This window comes from Novosphingobium terrae (assembly GCF_017163935.1).
GTDB lineage: Bacteria > Pseudomonadota > Alphaproteobacteria > Sphingomonadales > Sphingomonadaceae > Novosphingobium > Novosphingobium terrae.
The window spans coordinates 1,036,206-1,057,408 of sequence record NZ_JABVZR010000002.1; the positions used below are offsets into that span (position 1 = coordinate 1,036,206).

The following is a 21,203-nucleotide window of genomic DNA, read 5'->3' on the forward strand; positions in this document are numbered from 1 at the left end:
TTAATAAAAATTGACTGCCGCAAGCCAACTTCAGAAGGAGGCATTCGGCTGATGAAGACACTTTATCCTGGTGTCCGTCCAAAAAATGACGACGGAATGTTCCGCTACTTATATGAAAATACCCGTTGCAAATTCGGAAGATAACGCCAAAATTCATTTGAGAGCAATGGAAAGTGACGATGGGAACGTTGGCGACGGAAGATAAACCGCTCTTCGGATCTGTGCCGCCGGGGCTTTTTAGGGTATTTTCCAGCGGCGCGAAGCATTTCTACGCCGATCTCCTCACCAGCCTCGCGGAGGATCCTTTCGGCCAGGCAGGTGAAATTGCCACGCGGAAGCGAGTTTTCGAGGCTATCGCGGAATTCATCGACCGCCGTGGCCGGGCTGAAGTGGTCAGTACCCTGCAGTCAGATGGAGTGCCGCTCGTTGCCGGCCAGTCCTACATCGCCGTCTATGGCCGGTTAAAGGAGACTGGCTGGCTCGCTGAGTACCGTGACAGATATCGCAGAGTGGTCGATTTTGACCCGGCAGCAAGGCTCGTCCTGCACACTTTGCTTGACATCCAGAAGGGCCGTGTTCGATCCTACGGTGGCGCAGTCCTCAATGTTCTCACGCTCCTACAATCGGTAGAGAGCGATCCGGATAGCAAGGCCCTGAATGTACGCGAAGCCGCAATATCGGCTCGCGGTTTCATGAACCACCTGCGCACAGTCGCCGGAACCATGCGGCGTGTTGAAGCGCTTATTATGGAACAGCCCACCGCTGCAGCCCTGGTCCGCCGCTTTGTAACGGACTTCATTGAAGCTTTGGTCGTGCAGGACTATCGCAATCTGCATGCCCGTGAAAGCCCTTACCGGTTCCGCGGCCAGATCCTCGAGACCGGTGACAAGCTCCTCGACAATGATGAGGTCATCGGCAGAATCGCGGCAGGTTGGGTTGCCGGCGGCATCGCTGCAGATCATGGTGCTGCCAGGCAGCCGATAATCGATGATCTGCGGGAAATTGTCCGGGTATTTGCCGGGATAGATGACCATGTTCAAGATATCGAAACCACCACCTTCCGCATCGAACGGCGGATGACGAACGTCGTACGGTTCAGTGATCGAATGGCTACCGTGAGCACGGATCGAATTTTGTACGCCATGGAAATGCTGCGATCCAGCGAGCTGGCCGACCATGAGAACATTGAGGTGAAGGCGCGCCTGCAGCTCGAGACATTACCGATGACCGCTGCCCATCTCTACAGCCTGCCGAGGCGACGCGCCGAGGCCCCAGAGAGTATGCTTGCTCTACAACCGCCTGATCCCGCACTGCTGCGTTATCTGGAGGCGATCGACGCATTCGAGGATCGAATCGCGATTACGCCCGAACGGCTTGAGCGATATGTGGAAGCTGCGCTGGCAGGTTCCTCGCAGCTGGAGGCGAGTGCCTTTCCAGTCAACAATATCGAGGATTTCTTGTTGTTCGAACGACTTCACGAGGCTGAGCTTGGCCCACTCGCAGATCGCTATGAAATAGAATATGGCGACGGCAGGGTCATCAATCAATGGGTGGAGCGTCGCTCCTTCCTGCTCCGTCGGCGCGAGACTGTCCATGGTTGAGCTTAAGCAGGTTTCCGACATTCTGGATGGAGGGAAGGTCGAAGAGGAAGCGCTGCAATCGGCTCTTCAGGCGCTACTCTTTCACCAGTGCCTGTATGAGGACTGGCCGCATATTCAGGCCTATCGCATTCTCTCCCGGCATCTTGCCCATGTGCAGCCGATTATGGGCGCCTTCGGTTACAAGGTCAGGCATCACCCCGTCTCTGGCATGCTGGTGCTCGAGCCAGCCGGTGCGGTCTACGGCACCCAGATGGCGCGACTTAAGAAAGACGAGACCATCGTCCTTCTCGTCCTTCGTCTCCTATATGCCGAAGGGGTAAGTTCGCTCGACGAAAACGGGCGTGTCGAGATCACGACCGATGACGTGCACGACAGGCTTCGTGCTGCTGGCGATGAGCCGCCGACGATGATCCGTTTGATGGAGATCCTCAAGGTCTTCCAGCGCAAGGGACTCGTCCGGATAGGTGAGCGGGATCCCTCGGAGCAACTTGTTGTGCTTAGCATTATGCCAGGTATCACTGTGCTGGTACCCGATGTCTATGTTGAGGCGTTGGTCCAATGGCTTGAGTCCCGTCCGGATGGCAAGCCGATGCATGCAGGCATACTGAACATCGTGGCTGGTCGCATTGACCTACCTGCCAACTCGGCTGAACCCGCAGGCAGTGACGTTCTTTCGTTTGGAGATGATCTGGGAGGCGTCGACGATGCATCAGCTTGAACGCCTTGTTTTATGCAACTGGGGGCGACTTGCCCCGCAGGACATCCCCGTAAGGGGAATGACGGCTATCCTTGGGCCGACGGGTGCGGGAAAAAGCACTCTGGTCGATGCCATCCAGCTGATCGTGACAGGGTCCAACAGCCGCTATTACGATCTCAACAAATCAACAGGTGGAAAGAACGCCCGTTCGATCCGTGACTACTGTCTCGGGGCTGACGATCATGTCGACCCTGAGGCACCGGCGCGGCAATCCGCAGACTCACTGCTCGCGATGTCCTTTCGCGATCGGCTGTCGGGTAAGGCGATCTCAATCGGGCTGATCTATAGCGCAGATCGGGCTGAAAGTGGAGAGACGGTTCGAGCCCGTTTCGTCGCAAGAGACTATGCGATCACGATTGATGACTTCGTCGAGCTGCGCGCCACAGAGCACGAAGAGCACCGGGTTATTCCACGCGCGGCGCGCCTGATCGAACGTTTGAAGGAACTTTGCCCCGGCGTGAGGCTCCATGCCAGTGGCATTTCCTATGTCGATGACTACCTACATGCCATGCGCCCCCGAGGATCGGCGCCACATAGCACCCAGGTTCTCAGAAACTTCAAGGAGTCGATTGCTTTCCAGCCAATTGACGATCCCACAAAATTTGTTCGTCGGCACATCCTCGAAGAGGATGATATCGAGGTCGAAGCGTTAAAAGGCTCGATCGCGCGATATCGCTTTCTGGAAGCGGAAGTAAAACGGCGCGAAGAACAGCTGACGCAGATTGCCGAAGCCCGCCGTAGAATGCAGGTCTGGGCGCAATATCAGATACGCCACAACCTGCAGCTGTTCACCGCCGCCAGTGCAGAAAGGCGCCGTCTTGAGATCGAGATCGAGCGGATCGAAGCTCAGCGCGTGTCTTTGGCAGAGGACCTCGCCAAAGAGGTCCATGTCAAACGCTATCATGAGCAGGCCATCCAACAGATAGGCGAAGATATTTTGCGCCTTAAAGCGCTGCTCGCTGAAGCGCCGATTGCTTCGCAAATCCGCGGACTGGATGCGGAGTTACAAGCAGCCACCGTCATGCGCAATGCCGCCGGCACGGTTGCCACGCGGCGCATTGCGCTGCTCGGGAAACTTGCGTTGCTGGCGGAACATTCTGAGCGCGTTCCTCTTACCGTGATCGATGGCGTGCGAGCCGTTGTCGAGCTTATCGAATTGGCCCGTGGGCGCCCCCAGGATGCGCTGCTTTCGATCGATGATCGCCTCGCTGAACTCGAACGGCGGATCTTTCGCGTGACGGAAGCTGACGCTCACTTCGGGCGTCAGATTGAAGTGCTTGATCGGCAAATTGACGAGGAGCGCAAGCGCCTTGACGACCTTGAAGGGCGATTGCAGGGTGAAAGTACTGGTCAGATGCTTTCCGGCCCAGTCGACAGATTTCGCAAATTGCTCGCAGCCCGCGGGATCGAGGCTCGCCCGCTGCCAGACCTCGTCGATGTCTCGGACGCAGCGTGGGCCATGGCTCTCGAAATGTTGCTCGGTGCCCATAGAGAGGCGCTTCTGGTCCCGGCTGGACATCTCGTTGAGGCCTTTGGGATTCTCTATGAGAACCGCCGCGAACTCAGCCAGTGTCGTCTGATCGATGTGCGCAAAACGGCGCGCTGGCAATCGCGCTTGCCGGAAAATTCAATCGCAAGCCTGATCGTGACCGAAGACGAGGATGCGCGTGTTTACATCGAGAGGCAGGTCGGACGCTTCCTCATGGCCGAAACGGAAGCCGATCTGGAGAGGCTGGATCAGGCAGTGACCCGTCGCGGCAAGATGACCGCCGGAATGTCTTTGCGTGTTTATCGAGACATAGTCCCCATTCTTGGCAAGACGGCTCAGCTCCGGGCACTCGAAACCGCGCGCACAGAGTATCAGGATCTTTCGTCGGTTCACCGGCGTACACGCGCCGCGCGCGATGCCTTGAACACTGCGCGCGGGGCTATTGCGGACATTCTTGAGGCCCCAAAGGATGAGCTTGCCGACGCCTTGGGGCGGCTGGCGGAGGCAGCCGCGCAGCTACGTGGAACACAGCAGGCCAAGGCGCAGTTGTCGTCTCCGGAATCGATGAAGCTCAACGCAGAGATTTCAAATCTTCAGAATGACATCACCAGATACAGGAAAGAGATACAGGAAGAGGTCGAGGTCGAGATCAATCGCATACAAAAACTGGATGTTGACCTGCAGGTCAAGTTGGGCCGCGCCAGGCAGGACGAGGCCAAGAATGCTACCGAAGTGACAGTCGCACAAGAACGCGAAAAGACCGATCCCATCGCAAGGCTACTGGAGCTCCTTACAGATGAAGAGCGTCTCGAAGCGGCAAGCGGCCGGATCGCCGTCGTTGCCCAGTTTCAGCCGGAGGCGCGCGATCCTGCTGCGTTGCTCGCTGACCTGGCGGCTAAGGCGAGGCGGGAGGCCGAGCCCATGCAGAAGTTGGCAGAGGACAGTGTTCGCCGAGGGCGCAGTGGATACCAATCCTTCATTCAGGAATATGTCGGACAGGCGCCACTGGCGGACCCCGACGATGTGGCCATACTGCAATGGTGTATGTTCAAGGAGCGTCAACTTGAGCAGGACGAACTCAGACAATATCGTGAGCAGTTCGAACAGGCTCGCCTCCAGATGGAGGCCGATCTAACCGAAGGTTTGATCAACCGCCTTTCCGACAAGTTCCAGAAAGCAAAAGCCCAGATTGACCGCCTGAACCGAAGTCTCGCAGGTCGGACATTTACGGGCCAGACATATGTATTCCATTATCGCCTGAATGAGGCGCTCAAGTCGATCCATGCGCTTGCCGAGGCCATCGCCAATGACCCGCGCCGCGGACTCGCTGTCCTTCAGGATGACACACTCGATCCAAAAGTCAGGGCAGGATTTCGCGATCTTGAACGCCGGTTGTCGGATGATGAGCGCGTCAAAGAGCTCCGTGACTACCGGCAGTTTTTCGATTTCGATGTGCTTATGCGCAACGAACGCGGTGGAGAGACAACCCTGAGCAAACGAGCAGTGACCGGATCAGGGGGACAGAAGCAGGCGCCTTATTACGTTGCTGTCGGCGCAGCAATGGCTGCAGCCTATTATCCCAAATCAGCTCATGAAGAACCGGACGGTTTCGGACTAGTGGTTTTCGACGAGGCTTTCAACAATCTTGACGCCCCCAATACCCGTGCCTTGCTCAACTTCTTCAGAGACATGCATCTACAGGTGCTTGTTGCGGCCCCGGACAAGGTGCGAGCAATGTTCCTTGAAAATGCAGATACAATCGTCTCGGTGAACCGACGCCCAGACAATCAGGAGCCAATCGTGGTTGTGACCCATCCATCCGTGCGGGCACGAGAGGCGCTGGCCGCCCTCAACCCGGTCAACCTCGGGGTCAATCACTTTCGCGAGATCGAGCTGGCTGTAGCGCCATGAAAAGGTTAGCCAGCGCCCTTCTCATCCTGAGGCGGCTCTTGGATCGTCACGAGCGTGCTACCTCAGCGCGCAAGATCATCGAGCGGCCCTCCCAGACATTCGAAAACCCTTCAGATCTGAAGGCTATGGTGGAACTGTTGATCGAGGCGGAACAGGCGGGGGCCATTGCACTGGGTTGGGATCGCGATGCTCCACATCTCATCGACCGCGTCACCCTCGTCGATCCCGAGCCTCTTTATCGCTTCACTGGACGAAGCGCGAGAAGCGAGATTCTGGCGACGGCCGTCCGGCGGCTGAACGAAGCCGAAGCGGTCACACAATCCGCACAAGCAATGGCACAGGATTTTGTCGCAGCCTGGTCAGAAGGACGACGTTTTATCGGGCTCGACGTTGAAGATCTCGACCAAGTCCTTGGTCTGCTGCGCGCCACAGATGCCGCTTTCACCGAACTTCCGCCAGACATTCCCTTGCGTACCCGGTCATCCCGCCTTCTAGGGGATAGCAAGGCGCTAGAAAAATCGCTTCCGATGCTGATCGCCTATCTTCGGCACAGTGGGATGATCGATGGGGAATGGCCCCGAGACAAGGTTCTGGAGCACCTAGGCCTTGGCAAATATGCACTTCCTGTCTTCGTAGCGGGGTCAGTGCTGATCGCAGGCACGGATGTCGGATGCTGGCCATATGCTGGCGTCCCGCCGGAACTTGTCGTGGAAGTCATTCCTTCAACTTCGATCCGTTCGATCCTGACAATCGAAAATCTGGAAAGCTTCAACCGGCACGTGCGGCTTTGCCGTGAGCCTGGCGATGTGGTTGTCTACACTGGTGGCTTTCCATCATCAGCCGTCCTCACACTCCTTCAAGCACTGCTAGGGCAGGTTGACGTGCCGCTGCACCACTGGGGCGACATTGACCCCGGGGGCATAAGGATTGGGCGCCATCTCGAAACTACGCTTGGCAGCCACGTCATTCCTCATCTTATGCATGCAAAATTGGCTCGAGACCGAGGAACGGTCCCGGAGAATGCACAGGGCGTGCCGCAATTGCCGAAGGCCTCGGCATTCAGTGAATTGGCGGACTACCTTAGAGAGCCTGATGCTCGATGGCTTGAGCAAGAGGTTATCGACCCTCAAAAAACTGCATGTGTGTTGATTGCCACTGAGATGTGACCCGGGGTTTCCATTGAGAATTGACCCGGGTGGGTATGGGTCATGTGCTGCCGCTGGCGGGCAGGTTCAAGATGCTGGCTTCTCCTTTTTGACTCTGGGTGCAGCAGTGCTGGCGCGGAAGCGGAAGCTGTCGTTCCCGGTTTCCAGGATGTGGCAGTGATGAGTAAGTCGATCGAGCAGCGCGGTGGTCATCTTGGCGTCGCCGAACACGCCGGACCATTCGCTGAAGCTCAGGTTGGTAGTGATGATGACGCTGGTGCGCGCGTACAGCTTACTGAGCAGATGGAAGCCCGCCCGATCCGCCTCTTCAGAGCAGGCCCTTGGCCTTGAGGTCCGCGGCAAACATGGCGAGGGGCATCACCAAGGTGAGAGGCCTGCTCTGCAGGGGTTCTGCGCCATAGCTCGCATACCAGTCGGCCGCGCGCTCATTCTTGGCATCGATGATGAGCAGCACGCCGCCGGCCTCGTCCGAAATCCTGAGACAGCGCAGAGCGACCGCCGCAAGAAGCTGCCCACCCAGCCCCTCGCCGGCGACGCTCTGGTCAACCGCGATCCGCGCGAGTTTGAAGCCCGCCACCTCATGCTGGGCGAGACCCTTTGTCATCGCGGACGGAACTTCCTCGTGCGCGACGGCACAGGGCGTGATCGTATAGAAGCCGAGCACCCGATTGGCCGTAGACTCGTCGATCGCGCAGAACGTCTTGGAGGCGTTCTGCTCATGGCTCTGCCGAGCGTAGCGACGAAGGAACTCGTTCATCGCCTCGTCGCCGCAATCGAACGCCTGTCGATCGTGAGACTTCGCGATGGCTTCTTCACGCCATTGAGGAAGGCTCATAGCGTCTTAGGCAAAGCCGCGATTGCCGCCAGCAGCCGGGCATTGGGCTTGGGCGGATTTTCGAGCAACTTCAGCACGCGCGTATGATCACGCGCCGACAGACGCACGACCTCAGCCGCTTCGATCACCGCCTCCGCTTCGCGCAGCGCTGTCTGCGTCACGAAGTTCGTCAGATCTGTGTTGCGCAGCGCAGCCGCGCGCACCAGCACGGCCTTGATCTCGGCCGACACCCGCAGGTTCATCCGGTTGTTGTTTTCGACGGCCGCTCGGGGCATCTCACGATTCCTTAATCTGTACGCTTTCAAAATGTACGCCTTCAGAGGGGAGATTTCAACCCCGTGCAGATTGAAGGCGTACATATGGTATCGGCGTCATGCGCGCCCGACTATGGCACAGGCGGAGCAATACGCAGAGAGGTTGCCCGTCGTGGCTTTGCCCAGCGGTCAGGCTCAGTCGGATCGGGAGGCCTTGCCCGTCGACGATCGCGTGGCTTTTGGTCGTGAGCCCGCCTCGGGAACGACCGAGACAATGATCTCGATCCCCCTCACATGGGGACAATTGAGTCAATCGTTGTGTGGCTATGGCATTTGCAGTCTCCTGGTATCGGATCTATCCCTTGATGCCCTGTCACGATGCCTCGGTGAACGGCTGGCCTAGGTGTTGACCTTTTCACGCAGTCCATCAAGCCAATCGCGGGACACCGCCTCTACAGTGTCGCGAAGCGAGCGAACCGCTCCCGTGATCGCATCGAGATCGTCGCTGCCAACCTCGAAGCTGGCTGAGTATCTGGCCTCGACGTAAGCCCGCTTTGTAAGCTCAAAGCGACGCCTGTCGAGTTTGGTCGCCCGCGGCCAGGCATCGATCAGCCGTGGCTCCTTGTCCTCGGCCAGTGACCGCAGGAACTTCAGATTATGCGAGCGCGGCACGTAGTGCGTGCGGACGAGCAGGAAGCAATTGTAAGCCCGCTCCGCTGCTTGATGTAGCGTAAACGCTGCATCCTTTCGCCACCCGAGATCATTCTCACCGTTAGACGTTTGGGTAGACGCGGTTGCTAATGCCCGATCAACCGAGGGCAACCATTCAAGAAAATAGCTAGAAGCCATCTCATAAGCGTCTGCCGCTGTCAGCGGCCGGGGCGTCGCTAGTGATGAACCAGCCAGTTCGTAGAGCGTGATGCCGTCCCGGGCGATATCAACCCAGAAATACTCGCCACGCGTGAGCCCCTCATTCACCTCGTCCAAGGTATGGACGATTATGTTCACCGGGCGCGCGATCCCGGCATCACGTTGGATCTTGTCCTCTGCGACGTACCAATATTCCGCGACGTCAGTGAGATTCTTGTGGCCCACAACGACGAGGATGTCGAAGTCAGACTGATAGCCGTTGGCGGCCTCATCGACCCAATCATCGCGGGCGTAGCTTCCAAACAGGATGATCTTGAGGATCTTGCCGTTTTTCTTCCACGGCTGCGTCGCCCGCGAGATAGCGATCTCAAATTCTTCCATCAGAACACGGCGCACGCGCGCCAGCTCTGCTTGCTGGATCAAGGGAAGATGGTCGATATCGTGACGCATGCGCTGATTGTCGCGCTCGGGGGTCCTTGTGGCAAGCTTTTCTACGCCCAAAGCCCCAAATATGTCAAACCAAAGACCGATAAGGCTCTCAGGCTGCCAGGAAGCGGAACCCGGGCGGCATAGTCACCTCAATTTCCCGATCGTACTTCGTTCGAGCTGGCGGCAGTCGATCGGTACTGTCCGGTGGGCATTGTTCAGCGACACGCTGCATGAAATTTTGCGTAACAACGGCTTGGCCGACGGCGCAGCGAAGGTCTATCTCGCCAGCATCCCGGCCCGCACCGAGGGGTCGGTGTTCTGGCGCTTGCGGTGACGCGACCTGTTCGCCACAGCCTTCGATCTGGCGGAGCAGCCGCCAGACCGGATGAATTACATTCAGGCCGGCAACGATGTGGATGTATTGGCCCCCATGAAGGACTCCTGCACTCTCCAGATCTGGACGGTTTGGTTGGTGCGATCCAAGCCTTCTCCACCACCGCGCGCAGGCGCCTTCAGCTCGATGAATTCTCGAACGGTATGCGAACCGCCCCCACTCGGACGAAAAATTCTATTGAACGCAGTCTCGCTCCGGGCCCCTTGGCGCAATCTACTGATGTTCTGCCAAAAGGTAGGCGCCAACCAAACCGGGCGGCTCGTTGCAAACCGGCGGCACGATCAGGCGCTCCATGGTTTCCATGTCGCTTCGGCCATGGACATAGCCCCCCAGCAGTTCAAGCGTGCGGGCCCGGATCAGGGGAAACAACGCCTCCTGCTGCATCACACCGCCGCCCAGCACGATGCGCTCGGGTGAGCTGGTCAGGATCAGCGTCATGCAAAGCTGGGCGATATAATCGCTCTCCACCGCCCAGAAAGGGTGATCCGGAGCAAAGGACTGCCCACTGGAGGGCCATGCCGCCGCCACGGCGGGTCCAGCGGCCAGACCTTCCAGACAATCGCCATGAAAGCGGCAGGTCCCGGGGAAATCGCCATGAGCCGGATGGCGGCGCACCAGAGCATGCCCGACCTCGGGATGGCCAAAGCCCTTGACCGTCCGCCCATCCACCACCAGACCAACGCCGATACCGGTGCCGATCGTGACATAGGCCAGATTGCGGATCGCCTCTGCCGAGCGTTCCACCTCTGCCAGAGCGGCGGCGTTCACATCGGTGTCGAGCGCCACCGGCACATCGACCAGATCGCGAAGCCGCGCGACCATGTTCGTTCCTTCCCAGCCGGGCTTGGTCGTCGCCAGAATATGCCCATAGGTCGGGGCTGCCGGATCGAGGCCGATCGGCCCGAAACTCGCCAGGCCGACGCCCGCCAGCGGGCCAAGCTCGCCAGCCTGCCGGAAGAAGCCCGCGATGTCGGCAAAGGTGGTGTCCGGGTCGCGCGTGGGAATGGCGGTGGTGCGCAAAGACCCTCCGCTCGCGCTGCCCACCGCACAGACGAATTTTGTTCCACCCGCCTCAACCGCACCGAACATAGTCATCGCAAACCCTTTCAACTCATCACAATCGCGCGCGAAGTCATGTCTTCGGCGGGCTGTTTTCAAAACTCGGCCGGGATCAGCAGATCGACCTTATCGGGCCCGACCTCCGCAATATGGCGGACACCGTGCCTCAGGAGCGCCGCATGATCGACCCGCGCCTGATCCCTCAAGGTCACCCGGATACGGCCATGAAAGCGCTGCAGGGTCAGGGCATTGCCGCCCCCCAGCGCCTCGACCACCGGCTGAGGTACAGGCTGGATCGCGGTCTGCGCAGCGGACGCATCAGCCTCTGGCGCCGGAGCGTCGCTGCCCTGAGCCGCCGCCGCGCGCATCTCGACCGCGACCTGATCCGCCATCGGCCCCAGCACAATCTGCACCGCCGTGGCCGAGGGCCTGATCACCCCGCGCGCGCCCAGCGCCTTAAGCGCGGCCTCATCGAGCCGGGTGTTGTCACGGACCGTGAGGCGCAACCGTGTTGTGCAGGCACCAATCGAGGTCAGATTGCCCGCCCCGCCGAGCGCCGCCACAAAGGAGGCCCCGCGCCCGCCCGCCGTCAAGGCAGAGGCAGAGGCAAAGCCATCCCCAGCCTCATCCTCGGGTTCGCGTCCCGGCGTGGCCAGATCCAGCTTGAGGATCACGAAGCGGAAGCTGGTGTAATAGATCGCGGCATAGGCCAGACCGACCGGGATCAGCAGCAGCGGATTGGTCGCCTTGCCGATGTTGAGCAGATAGTCGAGCAAGCCTGCCGAAAAACCGAAGCCCAGATGGACATTGAGCAGGTTCATCAGGGCCATGGACAGGCCTGTCAGTACCGCATGCACCGCAAACAGCACGGGGGCCAGAAACATGAAGCTGAATTCGATCGGCTCGGTCACACCGGTCAGCATCGAGGTCAGCGCAAGGCTGAGCAGCATGCCGCCCACGGCCTTGCGGCGCTCGGGCCGCGCGGTGTGGTACATCGCCAGACAGGCGGCTGGCAGGCCGAACATCATCACCGGGAAAAAGCCCGACATGAAGGCGCCCGCCGTGGGATCTCCGGCAAAGAAGCGGCGCAGATCGCCGGTGGCGCCGTGATAATCGCCCAGCACAAACCACACCACATTGTTGAGAATGTGATGCAGGCCGGTCACCAGCAACAGCCGGTTGGCCAGGCCGAACAGGAACAGGCCGAAGGGCCCGGCGCGCACGATGGCATCGCTCAAGTGATCCACGCCCGCGCCGATCGCGGCATAGCCGGTGCCCACCACGCCAGCCAGCACCAGCCCGACCAGCCCGCAGACGATCGGCACAAAGCGTCGCCCGCCGAAAAAGGCCAGATAATCAGGCAGACGAATGGCCGAGAAGCGGTTGTAAAGCAGCCCCGCCGCCAGCCCGGAGAGAATGCCCAGCGGCACATCAAGCCGCGCGATGGCCTTCTGCTTCCAGGCCGCCTGGACGATCTCGGTCAGGGACGCGGGCACGCCCGAGAGCGCATCGCCCGGCACCTGCATCAGCGCTTCGGCACCGCTGCGCGACACCAGAAAACAGACCACACCGGCAAGGCAGGCCGCGCCATTGCCATCCGCCGCAAAGCCGGTGGCCACGCCGATGGCAAAGAGCAGGCCCAGATTGGCGAAGATCGCATCGCCCGCCGCGCTGACGAAGGGAATGTTGAGCAGATCGGGCTGGCCAAGGCGCAGCAGCAGCCCCGCGATGGGCAGCACCGCAATCGGCAGCATCAGCGCCCGCCCCAAAGGCTGAAGACCGTTCATCAGAGACTTCATGCCAGCTTCTCCTGAAATGCCAGCTTTTCCTGAAACGAGCGCGCCAGCGCACGCACCTGCGCGGCATCAGGCAGGGCCAGCGCCTGATCGGCCAGCGCGCGGCAAGCCTCCAGCGTGACCGAGCGGATCACCGCCTTGATCGCCGGCACCTGTGCCGGTGTGGAGGAGAGTTCGGTGATCCCCAGCCCCAGCAGGATCGGCACCGCCAGCGGATCGGAGGCGAGGCCGCCGCAGACACCCACCCAGCGCCCATGGCGCCCGGCGCCCTGACAGGTCTGGCCGATCAGGCGCAGCACGGCGGGATGCAGCCCGTCGATGCCGGGGGCGACCGCAGGATTGCCGCGATCCATCGCCAGCACATATTGCGTGAGATCATTGCTGCCGACCGACAGGAAATCCGCCTCCGCCGCCAGCAGATCGGCGGTGACCGCAGCGGCTGGCGTCTCGACCATGATGCCGAGCGGCACCTTTTCACTCACGCCCATTTCAGCGCGCACGGCATCGAGATGGCCGCGCACCGCGCGCAATTCGGCAAGGCTGGCCACCATTGGCACCATGATGCGACACTGGCCCGAAGGCTGCACCGCAAGGATCGCCCGCAGCTGGCTGCGCAGCAGATCGGGGCGGTCCAGCCCCACGCGGATGCCGCGCAGGCCCAGCGCCGGGTTTTCCTCGGGCGCCATGGGCAGGAAGGGCGCAGGCTTGTCACCACCGATGTCCATCAGCCGCACGATCACCGGGCGGCCCTGCATGGCATCGGCAATCGCCTGATAATGCGCCGCCTGCTCCGCCTCATCGGGGGCGGTGGCGCTTTCAAGGAACAGGAATTCGGTGCGCAGCAGGCCGCTGCCCTCGGCGCCATGGGCCATCGCCACCTCGGCATCCTGCTTCGAGCCGAGATTGGCGAAAGCCTCGATGCGGGTGCCGCAGGCGGTCCGCGCCTGCTCTGCTGCCGCCGCCAGAGCGTCAGCGCGCCGCGCCGCTTCGGCAGCGATCGCGTCGCGCGCCTGCGCCAGAGCCGCCGCATCGGGCGCGGAATCAATGGCGCCCCGCCCGGCATCGAGAATGACCAGCGCACCATCCTCCAGCGCCGCCAGCCCCTCGCCCACCGCGACCAGCGCGGGCAGGCCCATGCCGCCAGCCAGAATCGCGACATGCGAGGTCGGCCCGCCGCGCATGGTGGCAAAGCCGCGCACCTTCGCCAGATCGAGTGCCATCACATGCGAAGGCAGCAGATCCTCGGCCAGCAGCAGCGTGTCCTCGGGCAGGTCGAGGCTGGTTTCGGGCTCTTCCCCGGCCAGCAGGGCCAGAATCTGGCGTTCGAGATCGAGGAAATCATCGGCGCGTTCGGCCAGGCGGCGGTCGCCGGTGGCGCGCATCGCCTCGGCCTGAGCGCGCATGGCCGAGCGCCAGGCGTAATCGGCGCTATGGCCCTTGGCGATACATCCAGCGGTGGCTTCCGCAACATCCGGGTCGCCCAGCAGCGCCAGATGCGCCTGAGCGATGCTGGCCTGCTCGCCCTGCGTGCGCGCGTTCAGACGCTGGCCCAGATCGGCCAGCGCCGCCTCCAGCCGCTGCGTCTCGCGGGCGGGATCGTCGCTGAAAGAGGGGATCTCGCGCTCGACATGGCGCAGCCAGCGCACCCTGCCAATCGCCAGCCCCGGCGCCGCCGTCACGCCGCCCAGCCAGCCTTCGGGCAGCGGGAGTGCTTCAGCGATGATCGGCGCGGCGGGCGCCGGGGGTGTTTCCGCCCCGGCGCTTTCACCCATCCCGCTGGAGATCAGATCGACCAGCGCGCGCAAGGCCTCGGGCGCATCGGGTCCACGGGTCTGCACCGTCACCACATCGTTGCAACGCACACCCAGCGCCAACAGCGCCACCGGGCTACGGGCAGATCCCTGCTTGTCTCCCTTGGCCAGCGTGGCCTCTGCCACAAAACCGCGCGCGCATTCGGCGATGCGCGCCGCCGGGCGGGCATGGATGCCATGCGTCATCGGCACCAGCACATCGACCGAGCAGACCTCACCCTGAGCCTGCGCCGCCCCCGCCATCACCGCATCGAGCGGTTCGACGAAGAACAGCGCCTCGCCCACCCCGACCGGTTTCCCGGTCTCGCGGCGGGAAATGCGGAACTGTTCGGGATTGGTCAGCAGCACCGGCGTGACCACCGCCCGGGCCTGAGGCAGCAATGCGTCGAGATCGAAGGACACCAGCGGATCGCCGCGCAGCACCCGCTGCCCTTCGCTGACATGGGCGCGAAAACCCTCGCCGCCCAGCGCCACCGTATCGATGCCGATATGCATCAGGATTTCGGCGCCCTCATCGGCGCGCAGCGTCACCGCATGGCGGCTGGCATGCACCGAGATGACCAGCCCGTCGCAGGGCGCATGCATGCAATCGCCGGTGGGGTCCACCGCCACGCCGTCGCCCAGCATGTTCTGGGCGAAGACGGGATCGGGCACCTCGGCCAGATCGAGCGCATAGCCGCGCAGGGGGGAACTGAGAATAAGACTGGTCACGTTACAGGAGCCCCCCGCCACAATGGCATGCCCGATTGGAATTAGGCGCCGCGCTTCAACCCGCGACCAGCTGCCCGTCCTGCCAGACGCCGCGCGGCTGGAGGTCGGCATCGAGCCAGACGAGATCGGCGCGCTGCCCCGGCGCGATGGCGCCCCGGTCGCTCAGGCCAAGCCAGCCCGCCGGGCTGGCCGAGGCCATCACGCTGGCATCGGCCAGATCGGCACCGGCCATGCGCACAAGATTGCGCACCGCCCCCGCCATATCGAGGTCCGAGCCCGCCAGCGTGCCCGCATCATCAAGGCAGATGCCGTTTTCGACATGGATCGCCTTGCCCTGAAGCACGAAATTCTTGTCCTTCGCGCCCACGCTGGGCATGGCATCGGTCACCAGCACGACACGCTCTTTGTCGCGTGCGCGCAGCACCAGCCGCAACGCGGCGGGATGGACATGAGCGCCATCGGCGATCAGGCCGGTGTAGGTCTGCGGCGCATCGAAAGCCGCGCCGACCATGCCGGGATTGCGATGATGCAGCGGCGACATGGCGTTGAACAGATGGGTGAAGCCCGACAGGCCCGCCTCCACCGCCGCCATTGTCGTCTCGTAATCGGCATCGCTATGCCCGGCCGAGACGATCACGCCGCCCGCCACCAGTTGCGCGATATCCTGAGGCGCGCAGAGTTCGGGTGCCAGTGTCAGCAGCACCTTGCCCTTGCGCGGGCGGGTGAGCAACGCGATGGCATCCTCATCGATGCGGCGGAAAAAGGCCTGATCGTGAATGCCCCGGCGGCGCTCATTGAGGAAGGGGCCTTCGATATGGACGCCCAGAATGCCCGGCACGCCAGCCTCGATCGCCGCCTCGCAAGCGTCCAGCGCCGCCGCGACATGGGTCAGGCTGTCGCTGATCAGCGTGGGCAGCAGGCCGGTCGTGCCAAAAGGGCGATGCGCATCGGCGATGGCGCGGATGCCCTCGACCGTGATCGCATCGTTGAACAGCACGCCGCCGCCGCCATTGACCTGCACGTCGATAAAGCCCGGCACCAGCCAGCCACCTTGCAGATCGAGCGCATCCTCACTCTCACGCAGGGTGTCGACAGCGGCGATGCAGCCTTGCGCGATGTGCAAAGACCCTTCCTCGCGCGCACCTTGAGCCGTCAGCAGTTGACCGCTACGGAAAGACAGAATGCTCATACGGTACAGGTCACCTTGGCGAGATGGGGCGGGCTGTCGGGATCAAGGCCCCGGCGCAGCGACAGATCATTGGCGAAGCGGTAGAAGCTCAGCAGTTGAAGCAGCGGCTCGACAGCCGGATGGGCGGCCTGCGCGGGAAGGCCCGAGATGCCCTGCGCCACCGGATCGGCCAGATGGACATGGGCGCCGCGCGCAGCAAAGTCAGCAGCGGCGGCGCGCACACTGTCGCCTGCCGCATCGCTGGTGGCCAGCGCGAGAATGGGAAAGCCTGCGCCCACGATGGTCATCGGACCGTGACGCACTTCGGCGGCGCTGAAGGCTTCGGCATGCAATGCGCAGGTTTCCTTGAGCTTGAGCGCAGCCTCCTGCGCCACGCCGAAGCCGAAACCGCGCCCGACGACGAAAAGATTGGTCGCCTCGGCCAGATCGGGAAGCGCGCCGCTCCAATCCTGCTCGAAGGCGCGATCGAGGGCGGCGGGCAGCGTGTCGAGCGCAGCGTCGAGCTCATCGTCCTGCGCCCAGCAGGCCACCAGCGCGGTAATGCCCGCCATCGAGACCAGACAGGATTTGGTGGCCGCGACCGACAGCTCCGGTCCGACGCTGAGCGGCAGCACCACATCGGCCATGTCCGCCAAGGGCGACGCCTCATCATTCACCAGCGCCACGACCAGCGCGCCGCTTGCCTGATGACGGCTGACCGCAGTGAGCAAATCAGGGCTGCGGCCCGATTGCGATATGGCCAGACACAAGGCGCGGCTCTTGCTGAGCGGTGCCTCGAACACGGAGGATACCGACAGCGCCGCCGAGGAGACGGGAAGACCCAGCCGCGTCTCGATCAGATATTTGCCATAGGTGGCTGCATTGTCGGAAGAGCCGCGTGCGCAGGTGACCACCATGGAGGGCGACCAGTCCCGCAACCGCGCGCCCAGATCCTTCAGCACAGTGCGATTGCGCTCCAGAAAGGAAGCCAGCCCCTGTCCGCATTGCGCGGCTTCACGGAACATCAGCGTCGAACGGGCCTCTCCATCAGGCCCAGTCATCGAGAGCGTATCAAGGCCAGAAGCCACCGCATTTCCTTCCTTCGTCAAACGCCACGACCCTGCGGCGCCCGGAGCCACGCATAGCCATCGAACACTGATCATATTTTGGTATTATAAAATAGGCAATATGACTGATAATTGTATTTTCTTATCGTTCAGGAAAGCGCCTGACGAAGGGCCAGCACCGTCTTTTCCGAGGTTACCCGACGGTCACTTGTGACAAATCCGAGATTTCGTAGCCTGTGATCGACCTCAACGGGCTCTCGCGCTGAGGCGTGAATTTCATGCACACCCGTATCCGATACCAATGCCGACACATTATCAGGTCGGATGCCGCCACCTACCATGATGGCCACCCGCCCGCTTGCGCGATTCACCATGCGGCGCAAGGTGTCGCGCCCCTCAACCGCGCCAGAATGTCCGCCGGAGGTGAGGATTCTCTGAAATCCCAAAGACACAGCAAGAGGCACGGCATCCTCGGGCTTTTCAAGCATATCCACCACCCGATGCAGCGTCAGAAGCGGTGAACGGGGCGCAAATGCGGCATGCGTCAAGGCGACCATCTCGGCCAGAAAATCGAGATCGAGCTGCTGAGGCCCGCTCATCGCCCCCAGAACGACTCCTGCCATCCCGCAGGCCGCGGCAGCCTTGATATCATCAGCAATCATCGCCTTTTCGCTCACCGTGTAGCGGAAATCGCCGGAGCGCGGCCGAATCAACGCCACAACTGGTATTGCCGTTCCAGCCAGAGCACGCATCAAACCGAAGGATGGCGTCAGACCACCACAGTCCAGCGCGCAGCACAGTTCGAGCCTCTCCGCACCACCCTGGACAGCGGCCCGCGCGCCCGCCTCATCTTCGACACATATCTCCAGGCATCTGATTTTATCGGATATTTGACGCATTGACGCCCTCATATTGATGCCGGCCAGCCGGCTCATTCACTGAAATTGCCGCAAAAACGCAACACTGTCGCCGCCTTGAAAGAAAAATCAATTTCGTTATTGGCATGGTAGCGGAACCATGCTCTACGTAACGCATCCGATAATGGTAACATACCAAAACAATGCAGGCATGAGCCTCATGTCTGGACACGGGATTTAGGGACACGGCTGCTTCGGCAGGTATTGAGGGGGTTTTCGAGCATGGCACATAGCAAATCTGCACTGATGTACGGCAGCGCGCTACTGGGTTTGATGGTTTCCACGGGCACCGTGCAAGCCCAGGACCAGGCCGCAGCAACGACATCGGACAATCCGATCGTCGTCAGCGGCATCCGCGCCAGCCTCAAGTCTTCGATCGGGGTGAAGCGCGCCGCAAACGCCGTGATCGACGTGATCACGGCCGAGGGCATCGGCAAATTCCCTGACCGCAACGTGGCGGAATCGCTGGCCCATATTCCGGGCGTCAGCGTCGACCACCAGTTCGGCGCGGGTGAGAAGGTCGCCATTCAGGGCACCGATCCGGCGCTCAACCGCATCCTGATCGACGATCACTCGATCGCCTCGACCGATTGGGGCGGCGCCCCCGGCGACGTTTCGGGCCGTACCTTCAACTACACGTTGCTGGCGCCCGAAATCGTCTCGCGCATCGAAGTCTACAAGTCGCCCGAAGCCCGTATTGACGAAGGCAGCCTGGGCGGCACGGTGATCGTGCGCACCCGTCAGCCGCTTGATCTCAAGCCCAACACCATCAATGGCTCAGTAGGCGGCACGTACAATGACCGTTCGAAGAAGGGCAATCCGCGCGCCTCTCTGATGTACAGCTGGCACAACAAGGACGCCACCTTCGGCGTTCTGGTCGCCGGAACCTATGACAAGCAGACGCTGACCCGCGCGGGCATCGAATACTTCGGCTATTCCACCGGCGCCGATTTCTTCAACACCAATGCCGACGGCACCTACACGCTGAAGAACCCGAACACCAAGGTCACCGGCGGTTCGCTGTCCGACCTTTACAATGCGCGCTATCCGGTGGGCATCAACCATGCCTATTTCGTGCAGACGCGTGAGCGTATCGGCGCTCAGGGCGGCCTGCAGTGGAAGCCCAGCGACCGGCTGGAACTGTCGCTGACCGGCATGCATATCCAGGCCAATTACAACAACTTCAGCCAGTCCGAATTCATCTATCCGGGCTGGGCCACCGGTCAGCTGCAGTCGGCCAATGTGTCGAACGGTCTGATCACCTCGGCCAGCTTCGGTTCGACCACCCTGCCCTCGACCAGCTCCGAGCTGGACATGAACTATCGCAAGACCACCGTCACCAATGACAGTGCCAACCTTGCGTGGAAGTGGAAGGTCGGCAAGGCCACGATCAGCGGCAATGGCGGCTGGAGCAAGGCTTCGGGCGGCACCGATCCCGAATATCTGTTCAACATGCAAAGCAATGTCCCCTACAGCTTCAGCTATTCGGGCACGCAGACCAATGTGAACTATTCCAGCGATCCGTCCAACCCTGCCACCTTCTTCCGCGGTGACACGGCCAAGCCGGTCACGCTGGCTGACGGCACCACGATCAACGGCTATCAGATCGGCGGCATCAGCCGCTCGCTGACCACCGATGCCGAAGGTTACGGCCAGCTCGACGCGGAAATCCCGGTCGATGATTCCTTCTTCAGCAAGGTTCGCCTTGGGGCCAAATACACCAGCCACGTCAACCGCCTCGATGCCTATGGTTCGCAGGTCTATTACACCTCGCAGGTCGGCCTCTCGAACTTCAGCACCATCCTGACCCCGGCGGGCGTGTTCTCGGGTCTGGGCGCCAGCGGCAACGCCAACCAGTTCGCCACCATGACCGCGCAGAATGTGATCAATGCGCTGAACAACGGCTATATTCTGGACACCGGCAAGGATCTGGGTTCCTCGTTCCGCGTGCTGGAAAAGAACGCTGCCGCTTACGTCCAGCTCGATTTCGAGCGCGACAAGTGGCGCGGCAACCTCGGCTACCGCATGGTCTACACCAAGGACATCTCGGACTATGCCGAATTTCCCAATGGCGCTTCCGTGGGCACGCCGACCCGCAGCAGCACCGATTATCTGAAGTTCCTGCCGGGCTTCAACGTGTCCTATCAGGCCACGCCTGACCTGCTGCTGCGCGGATCGATCGCCGAAGTGATCGCCCGCCCGCGCTATGCCCAGCTGGCCGGTTCCTTCAGCCGCAACGACACGCAGTTCACCGCCAGCGGCGGCAATCCCGATCTGAAGCCTTACCAGTCGTGGAATTTCGAGGCTTCGGCGGAGTGGTATTTCCGCCCCGGCGCGCTGTTCTCGCTTGAATATTTCCGCCGTCAGATCCAGTCCTACATCGTGACGACCACCAACAACCAGTCGCTGCTCAACACGCTGACCGGCCAGTATGCGACCTATTCGGTCAGCTCGCCGATCAACGCGTCGAATGCGGTGGTGAACGGTGTGTCGGCCTCGTTCCAGGCGCCGATCTGGGGTGGCTTCGGCATCCAGACCAACTATACTTTCGCCGTCGATCAGAAGGGCACCGATGCAGCGGGCGACCAGCTGAACCTGCCCTACCTCTCGCGCCACACGATCAATGTGATCCCCTATTACGAAAAGGGGAAATTCCAGGCGCGTGTCAGCTGGAACTACCGCACCCATTATTTCACGGGTATCGGTCGCCTGAACTCGGTGGACAGCACCGATGGCTATCATCAGCTTGACTTCTCGGCAGGCTACAAGATCAACGAGCACTTTACCGTCAACTTCAACGCCCAGAACCTTCTGGACTCGACCTACTACTCCTACAGCGGCACGAAGGACGCGCCGACAGCCCTCTACAAGAATGGCCGTACCTTCTCGGGTTCGGCATCCTTCACCTTCTGACGACAGCAGGGCGTCCGGTTTACGCCGGGCGCCCTGTTTTTATACAAGACCAATT

General features: G+C 61.4%; 14 protein-coding genes and 2 pseudogenes. 5 read left to right on the plus strand and 11 right to left on the minus strand.

Annotated features, from left to right (window positions below):
- Window positions 1–179: 179 nt before the first annotated feature.
- From HGK27_RS22955 to HGK27_RS22970, 4 genes are read left to right on the plus strand one after another with little or no spacing between them, the layout of a single operon-like run.
- Window positions 180–1,601 (plus strand): Wadjet anti-phage system protein JetA family protein, encoded by a 1,422-nt coding sequence (locus HGK27_RS22955; protein WP_206245212.1) that lies wholly within the window; start codon window positions 180–182, stop codon window positions 1,599–1,601.
- Window positions 1,594–2,319 (plus strand): DUF4194 domain-containing protein, encoded by a 726-nt coding sequence (locus HGK27_RS22960; protein WP_206245213.1) that lies wholly within the window; start codon window positions 1,594–1,596, stop codon window positions 2,317–2,319. Before HGK27_RS22955 ends, HGK27_RS22960 begins: the two co-directional genes overlap by 8 nt.
- On the plus strand, window positions 2,306–5,758 hold the full coding sequence (locus tag HGK27_RS22965; RefSeq protein ID WP_206245214.1) for an SbcC/MukB-like Walker B domain-containing protein: 3,453 nt from the start codon (window positions 2,306–2,308) through the stop codon (window positions 5,756–5,758). Before HGK27_RS22960 ends, HGK27_RS22965 begins: the two co-directional genes overlap by 14 nt.
- Window positions 5,755–6,924, plus strand: coding sequence for a Wadjet anti-phage system protein JetD domain-containing protein (locus HGK27_RS22970; RefSeq protein ID WP_206245215.1), 1,170 nt, complete (start codon window positions 5,755–5,757; stop codon window positions 6,922–6,924). The genes HGK27_RS22965 and HGK27_RS22970 overlap by 4 nt, the downstream gene beginning before the upstream one ends.
- Before the next feature lie 66 nt (window positions 6,925–6,990).
- On the opposite strand, the pseudogene HGK27_RS22975 reads toward HGK27_RS22970, so the two are convergent.
- From HGK27_RS22975 to HGK27_RS23025, 11 genes and pseudogenes are all read right to left on the minus strand, one after another.
- Window positions 6,991–7,212: pseudogene (locus HGK27_RS22975) on the minus strand (ATP-binding protein); the annotation flags it as partial.
- A 19-nt stretch (window positions 7,213–7,231) separates the two neighbouring features.
- Window positions 7,232–7,759, minus strand: a complete 528-nt coding sequence (locus tag HGK27_RS22980; RefSeq protein ID WP_206245216.1) for a GNAT family N-acetyltransferase — start codon at window positions 7,757–7,759, stop codon at window positions 7,232–7,234.
- Window positions 7,756–8,034, minus strand: a complete 279-nt coding sequence (locus HGK27_RS22985) for a type II toxin-antitoxin system TacA family antitoxin (RefSeq protein ID WP_206245217.1) — start codon at window positions 8,032–8,034, stop codon at window positions 7,756–7,758. Before HGK27_RS22985 ends, HGK27_RS22980 begins: the two co-directional genes overlap by 4 nt.
- A gap of 147 nt (window positions 8,035–8,181) precedes the next feature.
- Window positions 8,182–8,284 (minus strand): annotated as a pseudogene (locus tag HGK27_RS22990) (IS5/IS1182 family transposase); the annotation flags it as partial.
- A gap of 128 nt (window positions 8,285–8,412) precedes the next feature.
- On the minus strand, window positions 8,413–9,333 hold the full coding sequence (locus HGK27_RS22995; protein ID WP_206245218.1) for a HEPN domain-containing protein: 921 nt from the start codon (window positions 9,331–9,333) through the stop codon (window positions 8,413–8,415).
- A gap of 586 nt (window positions 9,334–9,919) precedes the next feature.
- Window positions 9,920–10,801 (minus strand): ROK family protein, encoded by an 882-nt coding sequence (locus tag HGK27_RS23000; protein ID WP_206245219.1) that lies wholly within the window; start codon window positions 10,799–10,801, stop codon window positions 9,920–9,922.
- A 59-nt stretch (window positions 10,802–10,860) separates the two neighbouring features.
- Window positions 10,861–12,564 (minus strand): N-acetylglucosamine-specific PTS transporter subunit IIBC, encoded by a 1,704-nt coding sequence (gene nagE / locus HGK27_RS23005; RefSeq protein ID WP_206245220.1) that lies wholly within the window; start codon window positions 12,562–12,564, stop codon window positions 10,861–10,863.
- Complete coding sequence (gene ptsP, locus HGK27_RS23010) at window positions 12,561–15,083, minus strand: phosphoenolpyruvate--protein phosphotransferase (protein WP_206245221.1); 2,523 nt, start codon at window positions 15,081–15,083, stop codon at window positions 12,561–12,563. Before ptsP ends, nagE begins: the two co-directional genes overlap by 4 nt.
- A gap of 55 nt (window positions 15,084–15,138) precedes the next feature.
- Complete coding sequence (gene nagA, locus HGK27_RS23015; RefSeq protein WP_206245222.1) at window positions 15,139–16,272, minus strand: N-acetylglucosamine-6-phosphate deacetylase; 1,134 nt, start codon at window positions 16,270–16,272, stop codon at window positions 15,139–15,141.
- Entirely contained in the window at window positions 16,269–17,312 is a 1,044-nt protein-coding gene (locus tag HGK27_RS23020) for an SIS domain-containing protein (RefSeq protein ID WP_206245503.1), read from the minus strand. The genes nagA and HGK27_RS23020 overlap by 4 nt, the downstream gene beginning before the upstream one ends.
- A 155-nt stretch (window positions 17,313–17,467) precedes the next feature.
- On the minus strand, window positions 17,468–18,253 hold the full coding sequence (locus tag HGK27_RS23025; protein ID WP_206245223.1) for a copper homeostasis protein CutC: 786 nt from the start codon (window positions 18,251–18,253) through the stop codon (window positions 17,468–17,470).
- Between the two features lie 204 nt (window positions 18,254–18,457).
- Here HGK27_RS23025 and HGK27_RS23030 point away from each other — a divergent pair, with 204 nt between their 5' ends.
- Window positions 18,458–21,148 (plus strand): TonB-dependent receptor, encoded by a 2,691-nt coding sequence (locus HGK27_RS23030; protein WP_206245224.1) that lies wholly within the window; start codon window positions 18,458–18,460, stop codon window positions 21,146–21,148.
- Window positions 21,149–21,203: the final 55 nt, after the last annotated feature.